At 60.5% G+C, this 25,112-nt stretch carries 20 protein-coding genes; 16 read left to right on the forward strand and 4 right to left on the reverse strand.

The features are described 5' to 3' along the window. Entirely contained in the window at window positions 1-1,284 is a 1,284-nt protein-coding gene (locus CVV65_RS03140) for an ArsB/NhaD family transporter (protein WP_100669136.1), read from the reverse strand. Between the two features lie 259 nt (window positions 1,285-1,543). On the opposite strand from CVV65_RS03140, the gene metH reads away from it, so the two are divergent. Both metH and CVV65_RS03150 read left to right on the forward strand, forming a co-directional pair. Next, on the forward strand, window positions 1,544-5,023 hold the full coding sequence (gene metH / locus CVV65_RS03145; protein ID WP_100666902.1) for a methionine synthase: 3,480 nt from the start codon (window positions 1,544-1,546) through the stop codon (window positions 5,021-5,023). A 171-nt stretch (window positions 5,024-5,194) separates the two neighbouring features. Then, window positions 5,195-6,667: a succinyl-CoA:acetate CoA-transferase ScpC gene (locus CVV65_RS03150; RefSeq protein ID WP_100669137.1), complete on the forward strand. Its 1,473-nt coding sequence runs from the start codon at window positions 5,195-5,197 to the stop codon at window positions 6,665-6,667. A 154-nt stretch (window positions 6,668-6,821) separates the two neighbouring features. Here the strand turns inward: CVV65_RS03150 and CVV65_RS03155 are convergent, their stop codons facing one another. Beyond that, the gene (locus CVV65_RS03155; protein WP_100666903.1) at window positions 6,822-7,109 is read right to left on the reverse strand and encodes a hypothetical protein; all 288 of its coding nucleotides are present in this window, start codon (window positions 7,107-7,109) and stop codon (window positions 6,822-6,824) included. Between the two features lie 294 nt (window positions 7,110-7,403). Here CVV65_RS03155 and CVV65_RS03160 point away from each other — a divergent pair, with 294 nt between their 5' ends. Together CVV65_RS03160 and cyoE are read left to right on the forward strand one after the other, a co-directional pair. After that, window positions 7,404-8,378: a COX15/CtaA family protein gene (locus CVV65_RS03160; protein WP_157935355.1), complete on the forward strand. Its 975-nt coding sequence runs from the start codon at window positions 7,404-7,406 to the stop codon at window positions 8,376-8,378. A 54-nt stretch (window positions 8,379-8,432) separates the two neighbouring features. After that, complete coding sequence (gene cyoE / locus CVV65_RS03165) at window positions 8,433-9,368, forward strand: heme o synthase (RefSeq protein WP_100666905.1); 936 nt, start codon at window positions 8,433-8,435, stop codon at window positions 9,366-9,368. Between the two features lie 120 nt (window positions 9,369-9,488). On the opposite strand, the gene CVV65_RS03170 is transcribed toward cyoE, so the two are convergent. Next, window positions 9,489-11,474, reverse strand: a complete 1,986-nt coding sequence (locus tag CVV65_RS03170) for an SH3 domain-containing protein (RefSeq protein WP_100666906.1) — start codon at window positions 11,472-11,474, stop codon at window positions 9,489-9,491. Between the two features lie 252 nt (window positions 11,475-11,726). Here CVV65_RS03170 and CVV65_RS03175 point away from each other — a divergent pair, with 252 nt between their 5' ends. The 12 genes from CVV65_RS03175 (at window position 11,727) to CVV65_RS03235 (ending at window position 24,242) form a co-directional block, all read left to right on the forward strand. Next, the gene (locus CVV65_RS03175) at window positions 11,727-12,473 is read left to right on the forward strand and encodes a hypothetical protein (RefSeq protein ID WP_100666907.1); all 747 of its coding nucleotides are present in this window, start codon (window positions 11,727-11,729) and stop codon (window positions 12,471-12,473) included. Between the two features lie 58 nt (window positions 12,474-12,531). Beyond that, on the forward strand, window positions 12,532-13,359 hold the full coding sequence (locus CVV65_RS03180; RefSeq protein WP_100669138.1) for an aldo/keto reductase: 828 nt from the start codon (window positions 12,532-12,534) through the stop codon (window positions 13,357-13,359). Between the two features lie 50 nt (window positions 13,360-13,409). Beyond that, window positions 13,410-13,817, forward strand: a complete 408-nt coding sequence (locus tag CVV65_RS03185; protein ID WP_100666908.1) for a ribonuclease M5 — start codon at window positions 13,410-13,412, stop codon at window positions 13,815-13,817. Window positions 13,818-13,859: 42 nt separating this feature from the next. Further along, window positions 13,860-16,406, forward strand: a complete 2,547-nt coding sequence (locus tag CVV65_RS03190) for a beta-mannosidase (RefSeq protein ID WP_232796697.1) — start codon at window positions 13,860-13,862, stop codon at window positions 16,404-16,406. A 54-nt stretch (window positions 16,407-16,460) separates the two neighbouring features. Beyond that, a complete protein-coding gene (locus CVV65_RS03195) occupies window positions 16,461-17,462 on the forward strand; it encodes a zinc-dependent alcohol dehydrogenase family protein (protein WP_100666909.1) in 1,002 nt (333 codons plus the stop codon). 119 nt (window positions 17,463-17,581) lie between these two features. Further along, window positions 17,582-18,544: an aldo/keto reductase family protein gene (locus CVV65_RS03200; protein WP_100666910.1), complete on the forward strand. Its 963-nt coding sequence runs from the start codon at window positions 17,582-17,584 to the stop codon at window positions 18,542-18,544. Window positions 18,545-18,864: 320 nt separating this feature from the next. After that, window positions 18,865-20,133, forward strand: a complete 1,269-nt coding sequence (locus CVV65_RS03210) for a glycosyltransferase (RefSeq protein ID WP_100666911.1) — start codon at window positions 18,865-18,867, stop codon at window positions 20,131-20,133. 16 nt (window positions 20,134-20,149) lie between these two features. Next, a complete protein-coding gene (locus tag CVV65_RS03215) occupies window positions 20,150-20,950 on the forward strand; it encodes an HAD family hydrolase (RefSeq protein WP_198592112.1) in 801 nt (266 codons plus the stop codon). 34 nt (window positions 20,951-20,984) lie between these two features. After that, entirely contained in the window at window positions 20,985-21,620 is a 636-nt protein-coding gene (locus tag CVV65_RS03220; RefSeq protein ID WP_170084971.1) for a GntR family transcriptional regulator, read from the forward strand. 16 nt (window positions 21,621-21,636) lie between these two features. After that, window positions 21,637-22,635 carry an ABC transporter ATP-binding protein gene (locus CVV65_RS03225; RefSeq protein ID WP_100666914.1) on the forward strand — a complete coding sequence of 333 codons (999 nt, stop codon included), beginning with the start codon at window positions 21,637-21,639 and terminating at the stop codon, window positions 22,633-22,635. Window position 22,636: 1 nt separating this feature from the next. After that, entirely contained in the window at window positions 22,637-23,398 is a 762-nt protein-coding gene (locus CVV65_RS03230; protein ID WP_100666915.1) for an ABC transporter permease, read from the forward strand. Window positions 23,399-23,411: 13 nt separating this feature from the next. Beyond that, a complete protein-coding gene (locus CVV65_RS03235; RefSeq protein ID WP_100666916.1) occupies window positions 23,412-24,242 on the forward strand; it encodes an HAD family hydrolase in 831 nt (276 codons plus the stop codon). Here the strand turns inward: CVV65_RS03235 and CVV65_RS03240 are convergent, their stop codons facing one another. Beyond that, a complete protein-coding gene (locus CVV65_RS03240) occupies window positions 24,243-25,082 on the reverse strand; it encodes an amidohydrolase family protein (protein ID WP_100666917.1) in 840 nt (279 codons plus the stop codon). It abuts the gene before it with no gap. Window positions 25,083-25,112 lie beyond the last annotated feature (30 nt).

Here is a 25,112-nt window from a genome sequence, read left to right on the forward strand (position 1 = left end):
TCAGTGAATCAGATACCGGAGGTACACATATGCGGCGCTGATCGCGATCGATAGGATCATCAAGGGAAATCCGAGGATGAGGTACTGCACAAAGGAAATCCGGTGTCCTTCTTTATCTGCCAACCCCGCCACGATCAGATTGGCACTGGCCCCGATTAGGGTTCCATTCCCTCCAAGGCAAGCGCCGAGAGATAAGCTCCACCACAGCGGATCCAAGTTTGTGAGGCCCATGTGTCCCATTTCTTGGACCATCGGGATCATGGTGGCGACGAAGGGGATGTTGTCCAAAAACGCGGAAACAAGGGCACTCATCCACAGAATCAACATAACGGTCGCATTCAATCTCCCCCCCGTTAACTCCAGGGCAGCCCGGGCCAAAGTTTCGATCACACCCGTTTTTACGAGACCGGCAATGACCACAAACAGACCGGTAAAAAAGAAAATCGTGGTCCATTCGACCTTGGCCAGGGCCCTCTCCACTTGCTTTTCGTCGGTTAACAGGAGAAGTACAAAGGCCCCGGATAAAGCGATGGTCGCACTATCCAAGTGAAGCTTTTGATGAAGAAAAAAACCGAAAATCGTCAGGGCCAAGACACTGACGCTCTTTTTCAATAGCACGGGATTTGTGATTTCAGTTTTTTCCTCCATTGTCATCAGGGTCTCCTTGCGTTCGGCCGACGCGCGAAGAGATCGGTGAAAAATAAGGGCCATTAATCCGATGGTCACCACTAAAATGATCGCGGAAACGATGCCTAAGTTATTGATAAAATCAAGAAACGTGAGGTTTGGGTTTGCACTTCCGATCATGATGTTCGGCGGGTCACCAATGAGGGTGGCGGTACCGCCAATATTGGAAGCCAGAATCTGTGCCATTAAATAAGGGTAAGGGGAGATCCCCAGTCGTTGCGTCACGTTAAAAGTGACGGGCACCATCAGCAAAACCGTTGTTACATTATCCAAAAATGCGGATACCACAGCGGTGACGACTGCCAGTGCGACTAAAATCAGAATCGGCTCACCCCTGGCTTTTTTGGCCGTCCAAATCGCCAGGTATGAGAACACCCCGGTTTGCGCAGTAATGTTTACGAGAACCATCATTCCGATTAATAAACCTAGCGTATTAAAATCAATGTGATGGATGGCCGTGTCCTGGTCGACGATGCCTAATAAAACCACCAGTGCCGCGCCGACCATACTGATGATCGCACGGTGAACCCATTCGGATACGATAAACGCATAGGTGATCACAAAAATTCCTACGGCCAATAGAGCTGTATGATCCATCATGTCCTCCGGCGCGCCTCCCCTGCTACTATACCACATGGAGCCTAGGTTATACCAAAGCGTTTTAGTGTCTGCCTTTGTAGCTTGTCCGCATGGGCTCTAACTCCGAAAAGGATACCAGATCCACTAAATTTGAAAAGACAAAGCAGGTTCGGTAATATAGGCGTGAAATGACCGCGGTGGGTAGGAAGAGTGTTTTGATGGCATCGTCATGTGGGCTCGATTTTTGAACTGTCCGCTGTGCCAAGGGAGGTGGGGCATGACGTTGGGACAGAATATCCAATCGGTTCAGCTGGCAAAGAGGCGCCCGGAGCTTCTGGAGCGCCGCCTCAAAGAGGCGATTCTGGTGCTGGACGGGGCAATGGGGACGATGATCCAGCAACAGGGCTTAACAGCCGCGGATTTTGGCGGCGAGGCCCAGGAGGGGTGCAATGAGGTCCTCAACTTAACCCGTCCGGACGTCATCACCTCCATCCACGAGGCCTATCTCGAAGCCGGGGCGGACATCATTGAAACCAATACGTTTGGGGCCACCCGGGTGGTGCTGGCCGAGTACGGGCTCGAGGGGAAAGCCTACGCCATCAACCGGACGGCGGCGGAGTTGGCCCGGCGGGCGGCGGATGGGTACAGCACGCCGGATCGGCCGCGTTTTGTGGCCGGGGCCATGGGTCCCACCACCAAAACCCTGTCGGTGACCGGGGGGATCGATTTTGACACCCTGGCGGCAGCCTACGCCGAACAGGCGAAGGGGCTGCTGGACGGCGGAGTGGACCTCCTTTTGGTGGAGACCGCCCAGGACACCCTTAACGTCAAGGCGGCGGGCGTGGGGATCCACCGGGCTTTTGCTGAGCTGGGTTTTGAAGTGCCGGTGATGATTTCCGGGACCATCGAACCCATGGGGACCACCTTGGCCGGCCAGGGGATAGACGCCTTTTATGTTTCGGTGGAGCACCTTCACCCCGTCGCCGTGGGGCTCAACTGTGCCACGGGGCCGGAGTTTATGACCGATCATCTGCGGACGCTCAGCGGCCTCGCGAAGACTGCGGTCAGCTGCTATCCGAACGCGGGGCTGCCGGACGAGGAAGGCCACTACCACGAATCTCCCCAGAGCCTCGCCGAAAAAATGGCGGGGTTTGCGCGGCAGGGGTGGGTCAATGTGGTGGGCGGGTGCTGCGGAACGACTCCGGAGCATATCCGGGCCCTGGCCCAGGCCGTCCGCGGGCTTCCCCCCCGCACCCCGGCGGCGGACCATCCGCCGGCGGTGTCCGGAGTAGAGGCGGTGTTCCTCGAGGGCGACAATCGGCCGCTGTTGGTCGGGGAGAGGACCAATGTCATCGGGTCCAGGAAATTTCGCGAACTCATCCAATCCGGGCGGTTCGAAGAAGCGGCGGAGATTGCCCGGGCCCAGGTGAGGGGCGGGGCCCAGATCATCGATGTATGCCTCGCGGACCCCGATCGGGACGAGTACGCGGACATGGACCAGTTTCTCAAATATGTGACCAGAATGGTCAAAGTGCCGCTCATGATCGACTCCACAGACCCCCGGGTCGTGGAGCTGGCTCTTCAGCGCTCCCAGGGGAAAGCTATTATCAATTCGATCAATTTAGAGGACGGGGAAAAGCGCTTTGCCCAAGTCGCGCCTCTCGCCCGGCGCTACGGCGCGGCGGTGGTGGTGGGGACCATCGACGAGGAGGGTATGGCGGTAACCCGGGAGCGCAAATTGGCGGTGGCCAAACGCTCCTACCAACTTTTGACTGAAGAATACGGGATTCCCCCGGAGGACCTGATCTTTGATCCCCTGGTATTCCCGGTGGGGACCGGGGATGAGACCTACGTCGGGGCGGCGGCGGAGACGGTGGCTGCCCTCCGGATGCTGAAGGAGCGGTTTCCCCGCAGTGCCACCATCCTCGGGATCAGCAATGTGTCCTTCGGCCTGCCTCCCGCCGGCCGGGAGGTGCTCAATGCGGTATTCCTGTACCATTGCACCAAGGCCGGATTGGATTACGCCATCGTCAACCCTGAAAAGCTTCAGCGCTACGCCTCCATTCCCGAAGAGGAGCGCCGCTTGGCCGAGGCGCTTCTCTTTGAAACGGGACAGGAGACCCTGGCCCGGTTCCACGATCGCTTCAAAGACCGACCCGCCGGCCCGCCGGTGCGCCGGGACACCCTCTCCCTGAACGAGAGGCTGGCCCGCTGTGTGGTGGAAGGGTCGAAGGAGGGGCTTTTCGATGATCTCGCCGAGGCCCTTCAGAGCGCCTCTCCCATAGAGATCATCAACGGGCCGTTGATGGCGGGCATGGATGAGGTGGGGCGGCTTTTTAATGACAACCAACTGATCGTGGCCGAGGTGCTCCAGAGCGCCGAGGTCATGAAGGCGGCGGTGGCCTATCTCGAACCGCACATGGAAAAGGCGGAGACGGCGAAAAAAGGCAAGATCCTCCTGGCCACGGTCAAGGGGGATGTCCATGACATCGGCAAGAATCTCGTGGAGATCATCCTCAGCAACAACGGGTTCGAAGTGGTGAATCTGGGCATCAAAGTGGCGCCGGAGGTGTTAATCGAGGCGGTCCGGCGTGAGGAACCCGATGCCATCGGTCTCTCGGGCCTCCTCGTGAAAAGTGCCCAGCAGATGGTGGTCACGGCCCAGGACCTCCGGGCGGCGGGCGTATCGCTGCCCCTTCTCGTCGGCGGTGCGGCATTGACGGCGAAATTCGCTTATACCCGTATCGCCCCGGAGTACGAGGGTTTGGTTCTTTATGCCAAAGACGCCATGGAGGGGCTGGAGATCGCCAATCGGCTGGCCGATCCCGAGGGGCGTCCGGAGTTGGAGAGGAAGACGGCAGAATTGCGGGCCTCCCTGACCGATCGCCCAGCCGCTCCGGCCGTTTCAACCGGTTCCAGGCCGAGGAGGTCATCGGTGAGTCGCACCGTCCCCGTGGCGGTCCCCCCGGATTGTCGCCACCACCTGTGGCGGGATTATCCTTTTGACCACGTTCGGCCTTACATCAATCTCCAAATGTTGCTGGGCCGCCATATGGGGCTGCGGGGGAACGTGGACAAGCTCCTCGCCGAGAGGGATCCGAAGGCCGTGGAGTGGGTGGAGCGGCTGAATGCCTTGATTGCCGAGGCCAAGGGGGAGGGGTTGCTGCGGCTTCACGCCGTGTACCAATTCTTCCCCAGTCAGAGCGAAGGAGACGACATCTTGATCTATGACCCTGAACAGCCGGGTCGAGTCATCGAGCGGTTCACCTTCCCTCGCCAGGGGAGGGAGCCTTATCTTTGCTTGTCCGATTACGTGCGACCGGTGGAGAGTGGAGAAATGGACTATGTGGCCTTTTTTGCCGTGACGGCCGGTGCCGGGATCCGGGACAAAGCGGAGGAGTGGAAGGCTCGGGGGGAATACGTGAAGTCCCATTTTCTACAAGCCCTTGCTCTGGAAACGGCCGAGGCCTTTGCCGAGCGGCTGCACGGGATGATCCGCGACCTGTGGGGATTTCCGGATCCGCCGGATATGACGATGAGGGAGCGATTTCAGGCCAAATATCGCGGGATTCGGGTGTCTTTCGGGTACCCGGCCTGTCCGAATTTAGAGGATCAGGCGAAACTTTTCCGCTTGTTGCGGCCAGAAGAGATTGGGATTCGACTGACAGACGGTTTCATGATGGACCCCGAGGCTTCGGTGTCCGCCTTGGTTTTCAGTCATCCGGAAGCGGTGTATTTTCGGGCAGACGTAACCTAGCTCGGTCCGGCTGCCCGGATCGCCTGGCCCTGGAGGCAGGGCCGGTTAAGCTGCGGTCATCGGTGAGCTTTGCACGAAAAACTTATCCTCAAACCACCAGTCTCGAATCACGACAGAGTTCATGCAAAGAAGGTGTCTGGATTGTTGCGCGAACGATTGGTCGATCGATGGATGACGGCGGAAGAGGCGGCATCGTGGATTCGCCCTGGGATGACAGTGGCGGTATCCGGGTTTGCCCGAGCCGGGGAGGCCCGGGCCGTACTTGGCGCATGGGTAGCTCTCCAGGAGCAATTGGGAGAAAAAGGCCAAATCGATCTGCTCACCGGAGCCTCGATGAGCGACCCGGTGGATGGGGAGCTGGCGAGGCGGGGCCTTCTTCACAAGCGGGCGCCGTTTCAGGCAAACTCCGATCTGCGGGCAGCGATTAACCGCGGCGAAGTGTTGTTTGTCGACGAGCACCTTTCTCACATGCGGGAGAGCTTTGAGGACGGCGTGTGGCGCCGGCCGGATATAGCGATTCTCGACGCGGTGGACGTGCGGGAGGAAGGAATTGTCCCCACGACATCGGTGGGAAATGCGGCGCTCTTTGCGAAGCTCGCCGAGAAAGTGATCATTGAGTGGAACCAGGGACAGCCCCCCGCTCTCATCGGGATGCACGACATCTATGATCCCGGCCCTTGGGGGCACCGGGAACCCATTCCTCTGACCAGGCCGGAGCAACGAATTGGCACGCCGGTCATCCCCGTCGACTGGTCGAAAGTGGTGGCTGTGGTGAAAACGGATAGCCCGGACCGCCACGCGCCCATGAAATCCGGGGACGCCCAGACGGAAGGGATCGCCGGGCACTTGATGGAGTTTTTTGCCCACGAGGTGCGCAAAGGCCGGCTGCCTCTTCCCCTGCCTCCCCTGCAGGCGGGGATCGGCGCCGTGGCCAATGCGGTATTCCAATCATTTTTGGATGTGCCGTGGAGCGGGCTTACGGTGTATTCCGAGGTCATCCAGGATTCGATGTTCGACCTTTTCGACAGCGGTCAGCTCTCCTTTGCATCGGCCAGCGCTATCATTCTGTCGAAGGAAAAAGCTCCGCAGGTGATGGGGGAGTTAAATCGCTATCGGGACCGCATCCTCCTGCGTCCCCAGGACATTTCCAACAATCCTGGGATTATCCGACGGCTCGGGGTGGTGGCCATCAATACGGGCCTGGAAGTCGACATATACGGGAATGTCAATTCCACCCATGTGCTGGGGTCGAACATCATGAACGGTGTCGGCGGCTCGGGAGATTTTTCCCGTCACGCGCGATTGAGCGTATTCGTCGCGCGCTCGGCGGTCAAAGGTGGGGCTATTTCTAGCATCGTTCCGATGGTGTCTCACACAGACCACACCGAACACGAGGTTGACGTGGTGGTCACCGAGCACGGTTTGGCCGATCTGCGAGGCTTAGCCCCCCGGGAGAGGGCCCCTTTGATCATCGAGCATTGTGCGGACCCGGCGTATAGGGACGAATTGCGGGAGTATTACAAGGAGGCGCTCAAGCGGGGCGGCCATACCCCCCATGTGTTGGAACGGGCTTTTTCCTTCCACCAACGCTTTCTAGAGCACGGATCGATGCAGGTGAGGAGCCAATCGGTCGGTCGATGCTGAAAGACGGAATGCTATGCGGTCATCTCCCGGGACAGGGATGTAGCGACGAGGCAACGACTGGTCGGACCGGAGAGCGCGAGGAAAGGGATTGAGATGGAGGGCGGGCCGTCGGGGGACCGGCGGCCCAGATCCCAGGCAGATCACGATTGCCGGTTCAATGTACGCCGACGTGAATCTCCCGGGCGTGAATCAAGGTCGTGGTTTTGTCGCCATCAAAATTTACTTGGCAATAGTCCACCAAATAGTTTTTCCCGGATAAAGAAGGTTCCTCTGTCCCTTCCGGAGGCTGCTGACCTTGAAACTCAAATCGGATGTGTTCGGTTTTGTCAAAAACGGACAGAGCCCCGTGAGTTCCGTCCCCCCGGGAATACACGCGTTCCAATACGACGATGGTCTGTCGCGGCAATACGACGATGCCGGGCAAGACGACTTTTAGATTCAATCCTTTTCACCTCAACCACGCGGATTGTCTTCTTTCCCATGTTCCGTCAATCCGGACCCCTTGTCAAGTAAAGGGCATGCGGGGCATTTCTTGGATAAACTGTGTCGAAATTGCAAACGATGTGCGACAGATGTCGAATCTCCGCGGAGGACGGCCCTTCCTGGGACTGGCGGTCGGACGTCTGGGAGTGTATCATTATGCTAAGGAAAGTGTGGCGTTGGAGTGAGGCCCGGTCATCGCTGCACTGTGGCACGGCTTCTCCGGGCGATGAATTCGACGGAAGGGGATGGGACGGTGGGGTACCGACTGCCGTTGGTTACAGCAGTGACAATATACATTTCGATGGTCATGGGTGCTTTGGTGGTGGGCCTGAATGCGGGCTTTGTCTGCCCGGACTGGCCCCTCTGTAATGGACAGTTGATCCCGCCGCTCGATGGCCTCGTTCTGGTCGAATACACCCATCGCTTGGTTGCGGCCGCAGTCTCACTCCTGGTGTTGGCGGTAGCTGTAGTCGGTTTTCGCAATCGGAAGCGGTTGGACCGTTTGTCGAAGTGGCTGCTTGGGATCACCGTCGCCAGTATCATGGTTCAGGTGATCGCAGGGGCGTTGATTGTGGTCTTGGTCTTGCCCGGCGCGTTCACCACCATCGACGTAGGAAACAGCATGATTCTGTTTGCGACGATGGTGGCTTTGACGGTACACTTGAGGCGGTCCGCTGGATCTGGAACCGCCGTCGCCCCCCGGGAGATGGACGCGAAAGACCGGGGCTTGATGCGGGCGGCCTGGATCACCGCCATTGCGGCCTTTGGGGAGGTACTGTTGGGCGGGTATTTTCGCCATTCCGGGGCCGGGGAAGCCTTGTTCGGCAAGGGGACTTACCTTGCGAGTCATCAGCAGTTCATTATTCCGTCGAAGATTTTCTCCACAACGGTGTTTGCCCTACACATCCTTTTTGCCTTCGTCGTGGTGGTGTTAGCCGTTTGGCTGTTGACCGAGGCGGTGCGAAGCGCCCGGGGTGTCAAGACCGTCGTGCTCTACCTCAGCCTGTTGGTGGCTGAGATGGTGGCGGGGGCGGTGGCGTACCTGTTGGAACTCAATGTGGCCTCGGTGACCGTGCATTGGTCGGGGGCGGCGCTGGTGGTCGGGCTCGGGTCGTATCTGGTGACCGGCTTGTGGCACGATCTGCACGGTCAACAGATCAATCCTGGGCACGAAACAGTGGTGTCCCAGGGGTCTTCCGACAGCCTGACGGCCGGGGGCCGGATGTGACCGGAACGGTGGTGAAGGTCGAGGACGCACGATGTACAGAAAGGAGGGGGAAGGATGGAAAGGCCCGCGGCCTATGATTCTCCGACCCCCGCTCAGATAGAATCCGATTCTGCAGCGGAGCCGCAAGAGGTCAGCCGTTCCTGGAAAGATTATGTGTCGATCACGAAGGTAGGAATCAATGTCGCCAACTTGTGGACGACGTTCGCGGGGTTGTGGCTGGCGGGCCACGGGCGCCTCGAAGGGTACACCACAGTGGTGACCTTGGCGGGTACGGCCCTCGTGGTGGGGGGCGGGGCCGCGCTCAACAATTGGATTGATCGGGATATTGATCGGGTCATGCCTCGCACGGCCAAGCGGCCACTGGCCAACGGCCGGATTCCAGCTGTTCAGGGGCTATTGCTCGGTTCGGCGATTTCTCTGGCAGGGCTGGTGCTGCTCGCTGTGGGCATCAATGGTCTGACGGCGCTCACGGCTTTTGTCGGCTGGTTTACTTATGTCATCGTCTATACATTATGGTTGAAGCGAACCACCACCCTGAACACCGTGGTCGGGGGGATCGCCGGTGCTGTACCTCCTCTCATTGGCTGGGCAGCGGTGCGGGGCACGTTGGACCCATCGGCGTGGATTCTTTTTTTGATCATCTTTCTCTGGCAACCGCCCCATTTCTTTGCCCTGGCCATGAAAAGGGTGGAAGATTACCGAGCGGCCGGAATCCCCATGCTGCCGGTGGTACGGGGGTTCGAACCGACGCGGCGCCAGATGCTCGGTTACACGGCCGTGCTGTGGCCCGTCTCGCTGTTGCTCTTTTGGACCGGGGCTGCGGGCTGGCTGTATGTGATTTCAGCGGCGATTCTCGGCGGGATCTACATCGGCATGAGTCTGTGGGGTTTTCGAACGTCCGACCCGATGAAATGGGCTAATGGGATGTTTCGTTATTCGTTGATCTATCTCATGGCCATCTGCGCAGCGGCCATCGTTGGCGTGGAATAACTCTTGTTGAAGGGAAATGGGCCTCCCTCCTTCCGGGGGAAGCCCTTTTTTCGTCGGGTGGAGCGCACTGTCCTGTGGGCGGGGCCGGAGATCATCGGCCCACTCCGGCCAGGCGCTTTGTCACACGGGCACAGCCTGGGCGACGTAATCTCCGTAGACCCATCCCTCTTGGCCGCTCGGCAGGCGGACGTGGTACCAGTTGTTGACTGCCGTTGGCTTGCCCCCGGCGTTGTTGACGGGGGTGAGGAGGGTGCCGGCGGGCACCTGGGTGATGACGCTGAAGGAGAGACCCGGTCCCCGGCGGACGTTGAGGGCGTCGTCCACCCGGGCCACGAGCACGTGATCAAGTTGCAGGTACTGGCCGTATACCCACCCTTTTTGACCGCCGATGTCCACCTGAAACCAGCCATCCGGGGAGCGTTGCAGCACCGTCACCGAAGTCGAGGGTGGCAGCACAGTGATGACCCGGGTCGAGGTGCTGGGGCCTTCCCGGAGATTGACGGCGTCTGTCGTCTCGCCCTTGAGACCTGCGGGCAGGGGGGTTGGCACCCCCGAGCGGTCTCCGAGCTGGGAACCGGGGATCGGAAAGCCGGAACCGGGGCCTGGCTGGCCCGAGTTTGGAGTCGGCAAGGTGCCACCGGAGTTGGCGGGTGCCGGAGGTGGATCTGCGATGGGTCCGGGAGGCTGCGGAGCGGAGGCGGGAAGCACCGCCACCCCGCGGTAATCCTCCGGCTGATACGGGCGCATCTGTTCCATCAGGCTGGCGATCTTCTCCGCCCAATCGGGATCGGTGGCGTAGTGGACATTCATGCCGTCTAAAGTTGGCGAACCTCCGTACCAGCGCCCACTGGAATCCAAATACTGGTGCCGAACGAAGTAAGCGATAAAACGGATCGAGTCCTGGTAACTCGCGAAGGTGGCGGCGGCGTTGTACGGATCTCCATCATAGGCCCCGTATCCGAACAGATTTTTCTTGTCGAGGGCGATGGAAGACAGTCCCCACCCGCTCTCCAGGATCGCATGGGCGGCTAGGTACTGGGGGTTTACACCGTATTGTTGCCCGGCCTGCACGAAAGCGTTCCCCATACCCACCAGCGGGCTTTCGGGGTGGTGCTCCCGAATAAACTGGTCGATCTCCTGGCCAGTGATCTTGGCCGGCAGCCGGAGGTCCAGGGTTTCAAAGGGAGGCTCCCACACGCCCACCGGCTGATCGCCCGAAGGAGTCCGCCGGTAAAACCGATGTGCAGAGTCCCGGATGTATATGTCTCCGGGCCGCATAAAGTCTGGTGCCGGTCCCACCACGATCGCCGCTTTGGGCGGTGCCCCGGGGGTGCCGAACAGGTGCAAAAGAGTGCCCCCTTGAACCTCGTAATAATCCGGCCCGTAGGGAGCAGGCCGATCCGGGACCCGGGTAGTCCCACTTCCATTCCCCGGTTGGGGTGAAGAGGTTGCGGCCCCAGGGGATGATGTCCCTTGCCCTTTCGCCGAGGAAGCGGGCGAGGGATTTTTCGTTGATGTCCCCGGGGCAGGTCCCGGCGAAGATCCACCAGATAACGCATTTGCCGGCGCTTTGGTCGCGGTCGCCGCCGGGGGTAGGACTTGGGCATAAACAGGCGGATGATCCACCGGGGTCGATGGGGAATTGCCGGACGTGGGGTTGCTCGCCGTTTCTCCCCGAGAGGATAAACCGTCCCCGGAAGCCCCGCCTTGACTCGGAGAAGTCGTTGGGGGGTGCTGCCAAACCACGGTTCCGGTCAGGGCGTTCAAAACCACGGAATCCGGCACATTCTTCGCTTTTTGAACGGCTTGCTCCTGGGTCCAGGCAGCATCCACCCACTCGCCGTGCCGGACTACCCAGTAGCCCAACTTGGCGATAGGGGCCGGATAGTTGTCCCATTCGTCTTCGCCGGTGGCCAGGTTGACGATCCGGCTGTGGTCCCACAGCTTCGCATAGGCCACGGCATCCGTCAGTGTAGGAAACTCTTTTAACCGAACGGCATATTGAAAGACGGCGTAAGAACCCTCCGCGTGGGCTGGGTGTGCTCCCGCCACGCCACCGGCCGTTCCGAGCACGAGCAACGGCCAGAGGTATCTCTTGCGCTTCACCGACACTGCCTCCCTTCAGTCCCTTGGCGTCACGTCGTTCTCAGACGGCGTTTGGCCGGCTGGGAAGTCGTGTCTCACATCCTTGCAGGGGAAGGTCATCTACTACATCACCAAGAGAAGAATTCGTCCACAGAGAACCGTTTTCCTCCCGGGTTGGGCAGAATTTGCCCTGTACAGATTCGGCCGTTCATGAGACACTAGCAAATAGAGAGTTTAGCGGCAAGGAGTTTCGAGAGGGAGCGGGGTGCAGGGATGACGATTTTCGGGTTTGCATCGGTGACCCACGCGGATCTGACGGAATTTCTGAATACCGTGACGGAGATTTGGGCGGAGCGCTTTTCTGGAGTGGCCGATGTCCACAAAGATGTGGAATTGGTGGATTTGTCGAATTCGCTGCGGCAATTGAACCTTGGGCCGATCGACAAGGCCGACCGACTGTTTTTGATTTGTTCGGGGAATCCCGCCCTGGCGGCCGGGCTGGCGGGGTTGCTTCACCACATTGAATCTCTTCACGGCAGTCGGGTGAATCTCGTTCTGACGCACTTGTCCGAAGAAGGGGTGGCCCAGGCCTTTAAACAGGCGGTGGACCGACCGATCTTCGGCATTGTCAAGGACACCCAGGACGCCCGGCGGGAGATGGAGCAATTGGTGGAAGCCCTGGTGTACGAGTATGTGGCGGTGCGCCTGGAAGAACGCCGGAAAGACGAAGTCCGGGACTTGGTGCTCCGGATTCTCGGCGCCCAGAGGCTGGTCGTGGGCCCCAGCCGGGGAATCGAAGCGGGGTTGGATCAGTTGGAACTCCCCTTTGGCATCCGGTGGATTTTCCAGGAATTCCTTCAGTTGCGCACCCGTTTGGGGCAACCTGTGGATAAGGCGTTGGAAGATCTGTTGCCCTTGGCCTTCGCGGGGGATGGGGGAGCAGTCCTCGCCCGGCAATTGGCCTTGGAGACGGAGGTCCTGCGGGTTCTGCGGGGTCAGCCGCCCCAACCTCAGGCGTAAGGACTGTTGTCCAAAATCTCGGGCGGGATGAAGCAGAGATGGTGGAGGGATGAAGGTGATTCGGGGATTGTCGGATAGGGCGGTTCTCAACAACGGCGTCGCGATGCCCTGGTTTGGCCTTGGGGTGTACAAAACCAAGGAGGGCGAGGAGGTGGAGCGTGCGGTGCGAGCCGCTTTGGAGGCGGGGTACCGCAGCGTCGACACCGCGGCGATGTATCAGAATGAAACAGGAGTAGGCCGGGCGATTCGGGAGAGCGGAGTGCCCCGGGAGCAGGTGTTTCTCACGACGAAGGTGTGGAACAGCGACCAGGGGTACGATTCCACACTAAAGGCTTTTGAAGAGAGCCGGCGGCGGCTGGGGGTGGAGTATGTGGACTTGTACCTCATCCACTGGCCGGTGAAGGGTCGTTACAAAGAGACGTGGCGGGCGATGGAAAAACTGTATCGCGACGGTTGGGTCCGGGCAATTGGAGTAAGCAACTTTCAGATCCACCATTTGCAGGACCTCATGGCGGATGCCGAGATTCGGCCGGCGGTCAACCAGGTGGAATTTCACCCCCGTCTGACCCAAAAACCCCTTTTGTCCTTTTGCCGGGAGCACGGGATTCAATTGGAGGCCTGGAGCCCTCTCATGCGGGGTCACCTGTTCGACGAGCCGACGGTACGAGGGTTGGCAGAAAAATACGGAAAGACCCCGGCCCAGATCATCCTTCGGTGGGACCTGGAACACCAAGTGGTGACCATTCCAAAATCTGTCCATCCCGAACGGATCCGGGACAATGCCAAGGTGTTCGATTTTGAGCTCGCCCCCGAGGACGTGGCGGCCCTGGATGGGTTGAATCGCGACCAGCGGGTGGGGCCCGATCCGGACAATTTTCATTTTTGAGGCAGGGTACAGCCAGGGCATTTCCGGCCGCGGCGTGGTATGCTGGATTTATGAAAGGCATCGACCGTGAGGAAGAGGGTTTCGCCATTCTGGTGGAAGGAAAACACGATCGGGCGAGGTTGCGTCGAATCCTGCCCGCAGACGTGATGATACTGTGTACGAACGGGATTCCCGGTCACCGGCGGCTCATGGCGCTGCAGAAACAAGTGGGGCGCCGGCAAGCGGTGATCTTGACAGACAATGACCCGTCGGGTCGGCGGATCCGGGGGCTGTTGTCCGAGGTGTTTCCAGATGCCCTTCACGTTTATACCAAAGCGGGGTATGCCGGCGTGGAGGGCACACCCTTGGACTATCTCGAACGACAGTTAGAAAAGGCCGGGGTGCTGGGTCCGGGCTGGGATGAGGAAAGGCCTCTGGGCGATTCGTCGGCATGGGGGCGTGACGGGAAGCGGAGATAGGCAGAGGTCTATCCGCTTCTTTTGTTATGGAGAGAAGCCGAGGTGGTTGGCGTGAGGGAAGAACGGGAGATCACAGAGTGGCGCATTGAGGGGTTTGAGCCGGGCGGCGCCCGGGATACCGAAGTAGCTGCCCGGGATTACATCGATCATTTCTGGCTCCCGGCGGAGGTGCCCGGAGATGTGCACACGACCCTGCATCGAGCCGGGGTCATTCCTCACCCATTTTATGGACACAACGACCGGCGCACCCGTTGGGTGGAAGAACGGGTGTGGTGGTACCGGGGCCATTTTTCTATGGATGAAGGGTCAGTCCGCACGGGGGAGACGTTGGAGTTGGTGTTCGAAGGGCTGGATACCTTGGCCACGATCTATCTCAACGGCCGGGAGCTCGGGCGCCACGCCAACATGTTCGTCCCGGCGACCTTCGATGTGACCCGGGAACTGGTGGCCGGGGACAATGTGGTGGCGGTGAAATTCGACCCCGTGGCCCTGGCGGTCAAAGAGAAAGATCACGGGTTGTGGGCGGCTTTCAACCGCGACCGGGTGTGGGTCAGGAAGGCCCAGAGCCATTTTGGCTGGGATTGGGGGCCCAACATCGTCCCCTGCGGAATTTGGCGGCCCGTGGTGCTTCGCAGCCACCGGGGCTGGCGGATTCAGTCCGTGAGTCCCAGGACTCCATTTATTGGCGAGGGCTGGGCGAAATGGCCGGTGGAGGTGGAGATCCTTCGCCCGGGGGATCCCGAGGAGAAGGAAGATGCCCGGGTGCGGATTGTCCTCTGGGATGGAGAACGCAAGGCCGCCGAGGGCGAGGCGCCGGTGATCGGAGAAAAGGCATCGGTGGACCTGGAAGTGTTGCGGCCAAAGCTGTGGTGGACCCGGGACCTCGGTGAACCCCACCTATACCGGTTGGAGGTCGCCCTGATTGTCCGGGGAGAGGAGTTGGACCGGCGGGAACAGGGGGCGGGGCTGCGCACATTGACCCTGCTCCGGGAGGAGGATGGTGAACCCCGGTTTACCTTTGTGCTTAACGGCCGGCCGATTTTTGCCAAGGGGGCCAACTGGATCCCCGCGGATCAGTTCCCCGGGGCGGTGACGGAAGAGCGCATCGCTGGGCTCCTGGAGGCAGCCGGACAGGCGGGAATGAATATGATCCGGGTATGGGGAGGTGGACTCTACGAACCGGATATTTTTTACGAAATCTGCGACCGACTGGGGATCTTGGTCTGGCAGGACTTCATGTTCGCCTGTGCCCTGTATCCGGACTACAATAAGGATTTTATGGAAAATGTAAGAACCGAGGTGGAAACGGTGGTTCGCCGGCTGCGGGGTCATCCGTGTTTGGCCCTGTGGTGTGGCAACAATGAGAATCAGTGGCTCTGGGAAATGATGGTCTCCGATGGCCGGCTCCGGGAACCGTTTTACGGGGAGCGGATTTACCACCGTTTGATCCCCGAGGTGCTGCGGCGCCTGGATCCGGACCGGCCGTACTGGCCCAGCTCGCCCTACGGCGGGGCGGACCACAACAGCGCCGAGGAGGGGGACCGACACAATTGGCAGGTGTGGCACGGACATGTGTACCCCCGCCATTTCGGGGAGCCCGAGCGGGTGGATCGCAGCGTCCAGGGCGTGTCGTTTAAACAGTACCTGCAGGACACCGCACGGTTTGTCAGCGAGTTCGGCATTCAGGCGGCGGCCAATCGCTATACATTGGGAAAATGGCTTCCCGACGGCGGCCTGGAGTGGGGGGGCCGGGAGATGGCGTACCGGAACAAAGACGCTCATCCACAGACGGCGGTTTTGGTGATGGCTGGGTACACCGGCGTGCCACGGACCTTTGACGAATATGGGATGAACTCCATGCTCATCCAGGCCGAAGGGCTCCGGTTGGCGGTGGAACACTACCGCCGGCGAAAGTTCGCCACCTCCGGGGCATTAATTTGGCAACTGAACGACTGCTGGCCGGGGATCAGCTGGAGCATCATCGATTACGAGGGCCTGCCCAAGGCGGCTTACTACTATGCCCGGCGGTTTTTCCACCCGTACCTGTTAACCCTTGAGGTGAAGGAAACGGAATGGATTTTACACGCGGTGTGGGACGGTCTGGACCCTTTGAGCGATGAGGTGACGATGGAACTTGCCGACTTTCACGGAACTCGCTTGAAAATGGCGCAGTGGCCGATTCGGGTGCCTGCGGGAGGCCGGGTGGAGATTGCCAGGCTCGCCCCGGAGGAGTGGCTGGGTGGAGCGGATGTCCGGCGGGTGGCGGTGGCCCTGCGGTCCCGGACGGGGCGCACCCCGGAACGCTGGGTGTACCTTTGCGATCAAAAAGACATGGACCTGCCCCAAGCGTCCCTTGAGGTGGAGATTCTGGAGGGCGGGCAGGAGGTTCGGGTCCGGGTTGACGTCCACGCCCGGATGATCGTCCTGGAGGTGCCGGGGAAACCGGCGGTGTTCGAGGAGAATTTTTTTGACCTGGCAGCCGGAGAGAGCCGGGTGGTGAAAGTGACCGCCGGGGTGTCTGGGGGGCTTCACCGGGTGACGGCGCGGTGTCTGAATGGGGCGCCGGTGGTGGCGGAGATCGCCCGGTAACCCCGCCTGGGCGGGCAGCCTGCAAGCGACAGCACGCGGAGGGAGGGGAGCGCGATGAAGGCGATGGTGATCCCCGAGCCGGGGCGGGCGGTGATCCGAGAGGTCCCGGAACCCGAGCCGGGCCCGGGTGAAGTGGTGGTCTCTGTCAAAGCGGCGGGGATTTGCGGGACAGATTTTCATATCTTTGAGGGAGATTCTCTGGGCAGTTACCCGATCATCCCCGGGCACGAGTTCGCCGGTGTGGTGGCCAAGGTGGGCCCGGATGTTACGTCCCTTGCGGTAGGGGACCGGGTGGCGGTGGACCCGTCTCTGTTTTGCGGACACTGCCGCTATTGCCTCACGAACCGGGGGAATCACTGTGAAAACTGGGGCGGCATCGGCACCACGGTGCCCGGGGGGTTCGCCGAACAGGTGGCGGTACCCGAGTCTTCCGCTTTTCGGCTGCCGGATGCGCTTAGTTTTGAAGAAGGGGCGTTCGCGGAACCGGTGGCCTGCGTGGTACACGGGATGAACCGGCTGAAGCTTCGCCCGGGGGAACGGGTGCTCCTCTTCGGGGCCGGGGCGATGGGCCAGCAGTTGGTGCAGGCCCTGGTCCACGCCGGGGCGGCGGAGTTGACCGCCGTGGATGTCGACCCGGGGAAATTGGCGTTGGCCCGGCGGTTTGGCGCCACCCGGACGGTGCCGGCGGCGGCCCTGGAGAAGGAGCTCGGCGGGGAGCTGGAGTCTTTCGACACGGTGGTGGATGCCACTGGAGCGCCGGCGGTGATTGAAACGGCCTTGCGGTTTCTCGGGCCGGCGGGAAAGTTCTTGCAGTTCGGCGTAGCGCCCAAAAGGGCGAAAATCTCCCTGAGCCCTTTTGATCTGTATCGGCGGGATTGGACGCTGATCGGCAGTATGGCCATTAACCACACGTTTCTGCCCGCCCTGGAGTGGGTGGCGGCGGGAAGGATCCAGGTGAAGCCTTTGCTGTCGAAAACGATCGCCTTGGAGGAGCTGCCCGAATTTCTGGGACGCCCGAAAGCGCCGGAGTTGCTCAAAGTTCAAGTGGTTTTCTGACGGGGTGTCGGCGCTGGCCGACCCCCTGTCAGCCGTACACTGTCACGGATTTTCCTGTGATAAACTAAAAGAGGCCCGGGTGCCGCCGGGCGATTTTTTTGATGAGGGGGCTCAAAGGGATGGAATACCGAAGGCTGGGGAAGAGTGGGCTCAAAGTTTCGGCGATTGCCCTGGGAAGCTGGCTGACCTATGGGACCGTGACTGAAGAGCGGACAGCCGAGGCCTGTGTACATAAAGCTTTTGAGTTGGGGATTAACCATTTTGACTGCGCCAATGTGTACGGGGCGGAACCCCATGCCGCCGAGCGGGTGCTGGGCCGGGCCCTGCGGGAGTACCCCCGGGAGAGCTATGTGGTGACGACGAAGGCCTTTTGGCCGGTGGGAGCCGGACCCAATGATCGAGGACTCAGCCGTAAACACATCATCGACGAGGTGGAGAAAAGTTTGACCGCCCTTGGGGTGGATTATGTGGATATTTTCTATTGCCACCGGTTTGACCCGGAGACAGAGTTGGAGGAGACCCTCCGGGCCATCGATGATCTGATCACCCAGGGGAAGATTTTGTACGCCGGGTTCAGTGAATGGTCGCCGGTGCAAATTGCCGATGGGGTGCGTCTGCAGAAGGAGTTGGGGTTGCACCGGTTTGTGGCGAGCCAGCCGCTGTACAATATGCTCAATCGCGGCATCGAGGCCGAGGTGATCCCCTTGTGCGCCCGGGAGGGAATCGGCCAGGTGGTGTTTTCGCCCCTTGGGCAAGGGGTCCTCACGGGCAAATACCGCCCGGGCGAGCGGCCGCCGGCGGGCAGCCGGGGGGCCACGCCGGAGGTGCAGGCCTTTATGCGCCGATACCTGCAACCGGAAATCTTGCAAAAGGTGGAGGAGCTGGCGGCCGTCGCCCGCCGGTACGACCTGACTTTGGCGCGGATGGCGTTGGCGTGGGTGTTGCGGCTGCCGGAAGTGTCCAGCGCTTTGGTGGGGGCTTCCCGGCCCGAGCAGGTGGAGGAAAATGTCAAGGCCGCGGGGGTGGTGCTGCCCGAGGAAGCGCTGCGGGAGATCGACCGCATCTTGGGAGTGGCGGAATGACAGGGCCTGGCGCCGGCGGTCGGGAGGCGGCCGCCGGCCTGGAGACCAAGGGCCGACGGGAGGCGTCAAGATGGATCCGACTTAGTCCCGGCGGCGCGGGGTCCGATGTCGGGAGACGGTTTTTGCTGCGGGGTCGGCCGTTGGTTTTCCTTTTGCCCCATAACATCGCACACCTCCTCTGCCTGGCGATTTTTTCGATGTCCATTGTAGCACATCCTTTCCACCTCATATCGATAGACGGCCCGAATCGGGTCGAATTGACATCCAGACAACTCATGTATAAAATTAAGTTGTCGGAAGGTCTTTGAGGGGGTGGAAGGATGGGGCTTCGCGTCTGCATGATTTCGGATCACGGCGATCCTCTGGCGACACTTGGGGATACCCAAAGTGGCGGGCAGAATCAGTACGTGTACCAGCTTAGTCTCCACCTGGATCGCCTTGGGCATCAAGTGGATGTCTACACCCACTGGTCCCGGGAGGATGCGCCGGAGGTAGAAGCCTTTGGGGATTGCGCCCGGGTGATCCGGGTGGCGGCCGGGAAGCGGGGCCATCTCCCGAAAGATGACCTCTATGAGCGGCTAGATCTTTTTTATCATGAATTATCGGCGAAGATCGCCACTTGTGGGCCGTATGATCTGGTCCACGCCCACTACTGGATGTCGGGCACCCTAGGGCGCGTTCTGCGCCGGGAGTTGAACTATCCGCTCATTTACACGCCGCATTCCCTGGGTATGGTAAAAGGGCTTCGGACGGGCAGTTGGGACTGGGAGAGGCTCTGGAAAGAACGGTCGATCTTGGTTGAGGCCGATCACGTCGTGGTGACCACCGAAACCGAGAGAGAGCATGCCAAGGAATTTTGCGGAAAAACGGCGACGGCGCCCATCAGTGTGATCCCGGCGGGGGTGGGGGAACATTTTATAGCCGATCCGAAAGCGGAGTCGGAAACGGATGATACGGCGGATCGGGACTGCGGGGTGCCCGTGGATCCAAATGGACATCGGCGGCCTTATGTGTTGTACGTCGGCCGATTGGCGATGGAGAAAGGTCTCGGTGTACTGTTGGACGCATACAGCATGTGGGTGGCCCGGAATCCCGATGTTCCGGATTTGTGGATTGCAGGTGGGGACCGGGAAGGCCGGGAGTGGCGGCGATGGACGGCGAGCCATGCCGCTCTTGGCGAACTGCTGACCACGATACCGGATCGCGTTCACTACCTCGGCCCGGTGGCGAACGAAAAATTGCCGCAGCTGTACCGGGGGGCGGAGATGGTGGTGGTGCCCTCCTGGTATGAATCCTTCGGTTTGGTGGCGGCAGAAGCCATGGCGGCGGGGGGTGTCGTGATCGCTTCCGGGGTTGGAGGTCTCCGCCATATCGTTCAGGATGGGGTCACAGGCCGGCTGGTCCCGCCCCGGGACTCCGGGGCATTGGTCAAAGCCATGGACGAAATGTGGGTGAGTCCGTCTCTTCGAAACGCCTTCCGCAGAAAGGGGACTAGGGATGCCCGGCGAAGGTTTTTCTGGCCGAACATCGCTCCGCAAGTGGTGGAAGTCTATCTGGGCTACGTCAAACAGCCCGTCGTCCTCCCCTGAACAGCCTCGGGTGGAGATGGGGATTGTTACTGATTTGGATGACACGTTACTCGGTTCCTCGGAGTGTTTGTCCGCCTTTTTGCGCTGGCGGGAAGGGCGGCCGCAATGGGGACTGGCCTATGCCACCGGCCGTTACCTGGACTCGGCGCTGCACGTGATGCGGGAAGCGGGGCTGCCACGGCCAGAGGCATTGATTACCGACGTGGGGAGTCGGATCTTTTTCCCCGTTTCAGGTTTTCCCGGCGGAGGTTCGGGCCGGGAGACGGCGGGGGGCGAGGGTTCGCCGGTTTCCGGGACGGAGTGGGAAGAAGATTTGAGGTGGTGGAGCCGGGCCTTGGCAACCTGGCGTCCGGTGGAGGTGGTCCGGGCCCTGAAAAGAGTCCCGGGCTTTTCTGTGGACGCGGTGGACGGGGAAGATCCCCGGGGGCCGAAAGGGCGAATCAGCGGCAGGTGGGATGGAGATCCAGGCGTTGTCGCCAGGGTCGAGCAAGCACTGAAAGAGGCCGGTTTACCGACCCGGGTGGTGGTCAGCCGGGGGCGGCTCGACGTGATTCCGGCCTCGGGGGGGAAAGGGGCGGCGGCCCGGTACGCCGTGGCCCGGCTGGGTTGGCGGAAGGTCCTCGCCTGTGGGGACAACGGAAACGACCGGGACCTGCTTCTGGCCGGCTTTCCCGCTGTGCTGGTCGGAAACGCCGATAAGGGGATGCGGGAAGAACGTTGGCCGCCCCGGGTATACATCGCCTCGAAACCTTACGCCTGTGGTATACTCCAAGGATGGGAGCATTGGTATGGGGGTCCGAACATCGACGGGCCCTGACAGCCCCGGAAACTGTGCGAAGGAGTGCGTGGTTGTGGCTGGTCCCCATTCGGAGGGTCTTTCTCGCTATGAGCAGATCGCTGTGGATATTGCTCAAAAAATCGCGTCCCAGGAGTATACGGAAGGCATGAAGTTGCACGGTCGGTCCACCTTGGCCAGTCAGTACAACGTGTCGCCGGAAACGATTCGCAGGGCGATCTCCGTGCTTGATGCCGCGAAAGTGGTCCGGGTGCAACCCGGCGTTGGAATCGTGGTATTGTCGAAACGGGCGGCTGAATTGTTCCTATCCCAGATGCATTTTAAGCGCACGCTGGAAGAGTTGCACCGCCGCCTCACCGAATTGGTGGAAAAACGCCGGGTGATTGACAACGAGATCGACCAGGTGCTTCACGATATTCAGCATTCTTCTCACCGGTACGTGGTGTTGCACGATTTACTTCACTGCGTGGCGATTCCCGAAGGTTCTCCGGTGATCGGAAAAACCCTGAGGGAACTCTCTTTTCGCAACGTGACCGGGGCGACGGTGGTATCCATCGAGCGGTCGGACCGGGCCATGAATCTCGCGGCCGGAGAGGCCCCCCTGTCCGCCGGGGATCTGCTTTGGCTCATTGCAGAACCCGGGTCTCTGGCCCAGGTGGAGCGGTTGTTGGGGAGCGGCCCCCAGATGTGACAGGAGGGGTGCCTCAGTGTCGGCAGAAAGCAACCGAGGGCCCGGGGACCCGGCGGTGCGGGCCCGGGGACTTGTCAAGCAGTACGGCCATTTTCAGGCGGTCCGGGGGATTGATTTGCTCGTTCGGCGCGGCGAGTGTTTCGGGGTGCTCGGCCCCAATGGGGCGGGGAAATCCACGACGATGAAGATGATTTACGGTCGCACGCCCCTCAGCGCCGGGGAACTCTTTGTGCTGGGGATGGATGTCCGCACGGAGATGCGGCGGATCAAAGCCCGGATCGGCGTGGTTCCCCAGGAGGATAATCTGGATCCTGATTTCACGGTGATCCGGAACCTGCTCGTGTTTGCCCGGTATTTTGACCTGTCCCGGAGAATTGCCCGGGAACGGGCCGAGCAGCTGCTGGATTTTGTCGGTTTGGCGGAGCGGCGGGATTCCCGGGTGGACAGTCTCTCCGGGGGGATGAAACGCCGGCTGGTTATCGCCCGGGCCTTGATCAACGACCCGGAGCTCTTGATTCTGGACGAACCCACCACCGGGCTGGATCCCCAAGCCCGGCAGCTGGTGTGGAGCAAGATGCGGGAACTGCGAACCCGGGGGGTCACGCTGCTCCTGACCACCCATTACATGGAAGAAGCCGCCCGGTTGTGCGACCGACTCGTCATCATGGACGGGGGACGCATTCTGGCCGAGGGATCGCCCCAGGGTCTGATTGAAGCTCACGCCGGGCCCTGGACGGCAGAGGTGATGCTACCTCCGGCACAGCACCAAGAGGCGCTGAGGCGGTTAGAAGTCGACACGGCTGCCGGGGTCGGTCAAATCGGGAATCAAGGGATTCGCGGGTGGGAGTCGGCGGAAGATCGATTGTTGCTTTATACAGAGTCCGTCGAGGAGGCCACTGCAGCCTGCGAGCGTTTGAAGGCTATGGGACTTGGCGGGGCGGGCTTTTTCTCCAGGCCCACGACTTTGGACGATTTATTCCTGCGACTCACCGGGCGGACCCTCCGGGAGGCATGAGATGAGCGCGCGGGCGGTATGGGCGGTGTTCGCCCGAAATATGGATGTGTTTCGTCGCTACTGGTTGAACAACCTTGTGTCGAATTTTTTTGAACCCTTTTTGTATCTTTTGGGAATGGGTGTGGGGATGACTCGCTATGTGGGCGGGATCGATGGCGTTTCGTACACTGCCTTTATCGCTCCGGGGATTGTGGCGTCCACGGCCATGTTTGCGGCGACTTTCGAATCGACCTATGGAACTTTTGTCCGCATGGAGTTTCAGAAGACTTTCGATGCCATGATTGCGACCCCGGTGAACGTGGAGGAAGTGGCGGTCGGGGAACTGGTTTATGGGGCAGTCAAAGCGGCCATCGTCGGGGTGATCATCCTGGCGGTGGTGGAGGTGTTCGGGTTTGTGCCGGGGTGGCATTACTCCGCCCTCCTGGTTCCGCCCGCGGCTCTGCTCGTGGGGTTGGTTTTTTCGGCCCTGGCCATGACCGCTTCCACCCTCGTCCCTCAAATCGATCATTTTAATTACTACATCACGTTGTTGATCACTCCAATGTTTGTGTTTTCCGGGATCTTCTTCCCTTTGGAGGGATTGCCTTCCGCGGTGCAGGCGGTGGCGTGGTTTACACCCCTGATGCATGGGGTGCGCATGAGCCGGGAGTTGATCTTCGGCACGTGGACTCATGTCTGGGCGGATGCGCTGTGGTTGGCCGTGGCGGCCGCAGCCCTTTCATGGCTGCCCGTGATCTTGTTGCGTCGGCGATTGATTCGGTAGGGGAGGTGAAGGGATGCCGGACATTCGGATGATCGTGTATGACCTGGACGGGACTTTGTATCGGGATCGGAGACATTTTCGCCGTTATTGCGAACTTCTGGCCGCCGGAGCCCCCCGACTGAGAGCGTTTGAACGGGATTGGGAAGAGATTGAAGAGGAACGCCACCCTCTGCGGGTGGGGATGTTTTTCAACGGCAGAACGGGGCAGATCTGCGGCCCGAAGGGTTTAATGACCTGGGAGGGGGAGGTGGTACAGGCGGGGTCAGCCTTTTATGATGATCTGGTGAACGACGTGGAACAAGAACGGGACCTGGGGGATTGGTTGTACATCGGCGACCTTTGGTGGTCGATGATCGCCCTGGCGGCGTGGCACCGGGTGCCGCCCGAGCGGCTGAGGGAAAGCTTCCTGGCTACCCGGGCGTATATGATGGAGGATACGGTGCCGCTCAGGACAGTGCCCGGTCTGAGGGAGTTCATCCAAGCTCGCAACCGGGAAGGGGTGGTGCAGATCCTGGCCACGAACAGCCCGGAACCGGATAGCTGGGCGATCATTGGAAAACTCGGCTTGAAAGGTCTGTTTCAGGTTTGCTCCTTTGTCACGGGCAAACCTGCCGGATTGCTCCCCCGGTTGCGGGAGTGGGCGGCCAAATTTGGCGTTTCCCTCGACGAGGTGCTCATGGTGGGCGACAACTACCGGAATGATGTGGTGCCGGCCCGGCGCGGGGGATGCCGGACCTTTTTTCTGGACCCGCACCGGGTGCCCCACCCGGTGCACGCCACGTACCACGAGAGACGGATCGAGTCCCTGTTCGTTCACTGGAATTCTCCTCAGAACTCCCGTTGATCACGAGCGCGGGGGGTCCGTCAAATTCCAGAACCGCCGGGCGTTGGTATCCAGAATCTCTTGTTTGACCTGTTGGCTCAGGGGCAGACCCTCGACCCAGGCTTTCACATCGGCCTGGCCGTTTAAAAATGGAATGTCGCTGCCAAAAAGTACGCGTCCGGGCAGGCGTTCGATCCACTCCACCCATTGCTCCGCCGGCGGCCAACCCATGGGGCCAGGCCAGTGGTTGAGTGTTTCCGGGGTGATGGCCGCCGTGTCAAAGACGACGTTCGGCAGCTGCTCGGCGAGGCGCACAAAAGATTCGGTCTCGTACAGGCCGAAATGAGCCACTTGAACCCGAAGTTCGGGAAACCGGTCCATGGTCCGGGCGAAAAATCGAACGCCCACCGTTCCGGTGTAGTCCCGGGGGGCCGTCCCGGCGTGAACGATCAAAGGCTTGTTGAAAGCGATCAATTTTTCATACAGCGGATCGAGCCTCGGGTCGTCCATGGAGACCCGCTGCACGGCGCAGTGGAGTTTCATTCCCGCAAAACCCAGTTCCCCCAAGCAATACTCGGTTTCCGCACTGACATCGTCGTCCTGGTGGACGCATCCGATGGGAACGACCTCGGGATGAACCGTCGCCAGGTCCGCCAACCAGTCGTTCAAGGACCGCGCCATTCCCGGTTTGTGGGCGTACAAGAGGACGAAGAATCGCTCCATTCCCTGCTTTCTGTGTTCTGCAAAGAGCTCTTCGGTCTGTTTGCCGTCATAAGGAATCTTCCAGCCATCCCGGCGAAACCAGGCGTAGATCGCGTTCATCAGCCGTTCGGGGAAGGCGTGGGTGTGCACATCGATCATTCGACGAAGACCTCCTTTTTGTAGCCATTT

The organism is Kyrpidia spormannii (assembly GCF_002804065.1).
In the GTDB taxonomy this organism is placed as follows: domain Bacteria; phylum Bacillota; class Bacilli; order Kyrpidiales; family Kyrpidiaceae; genus Kyrpidia; species Kyrpidia spormannii.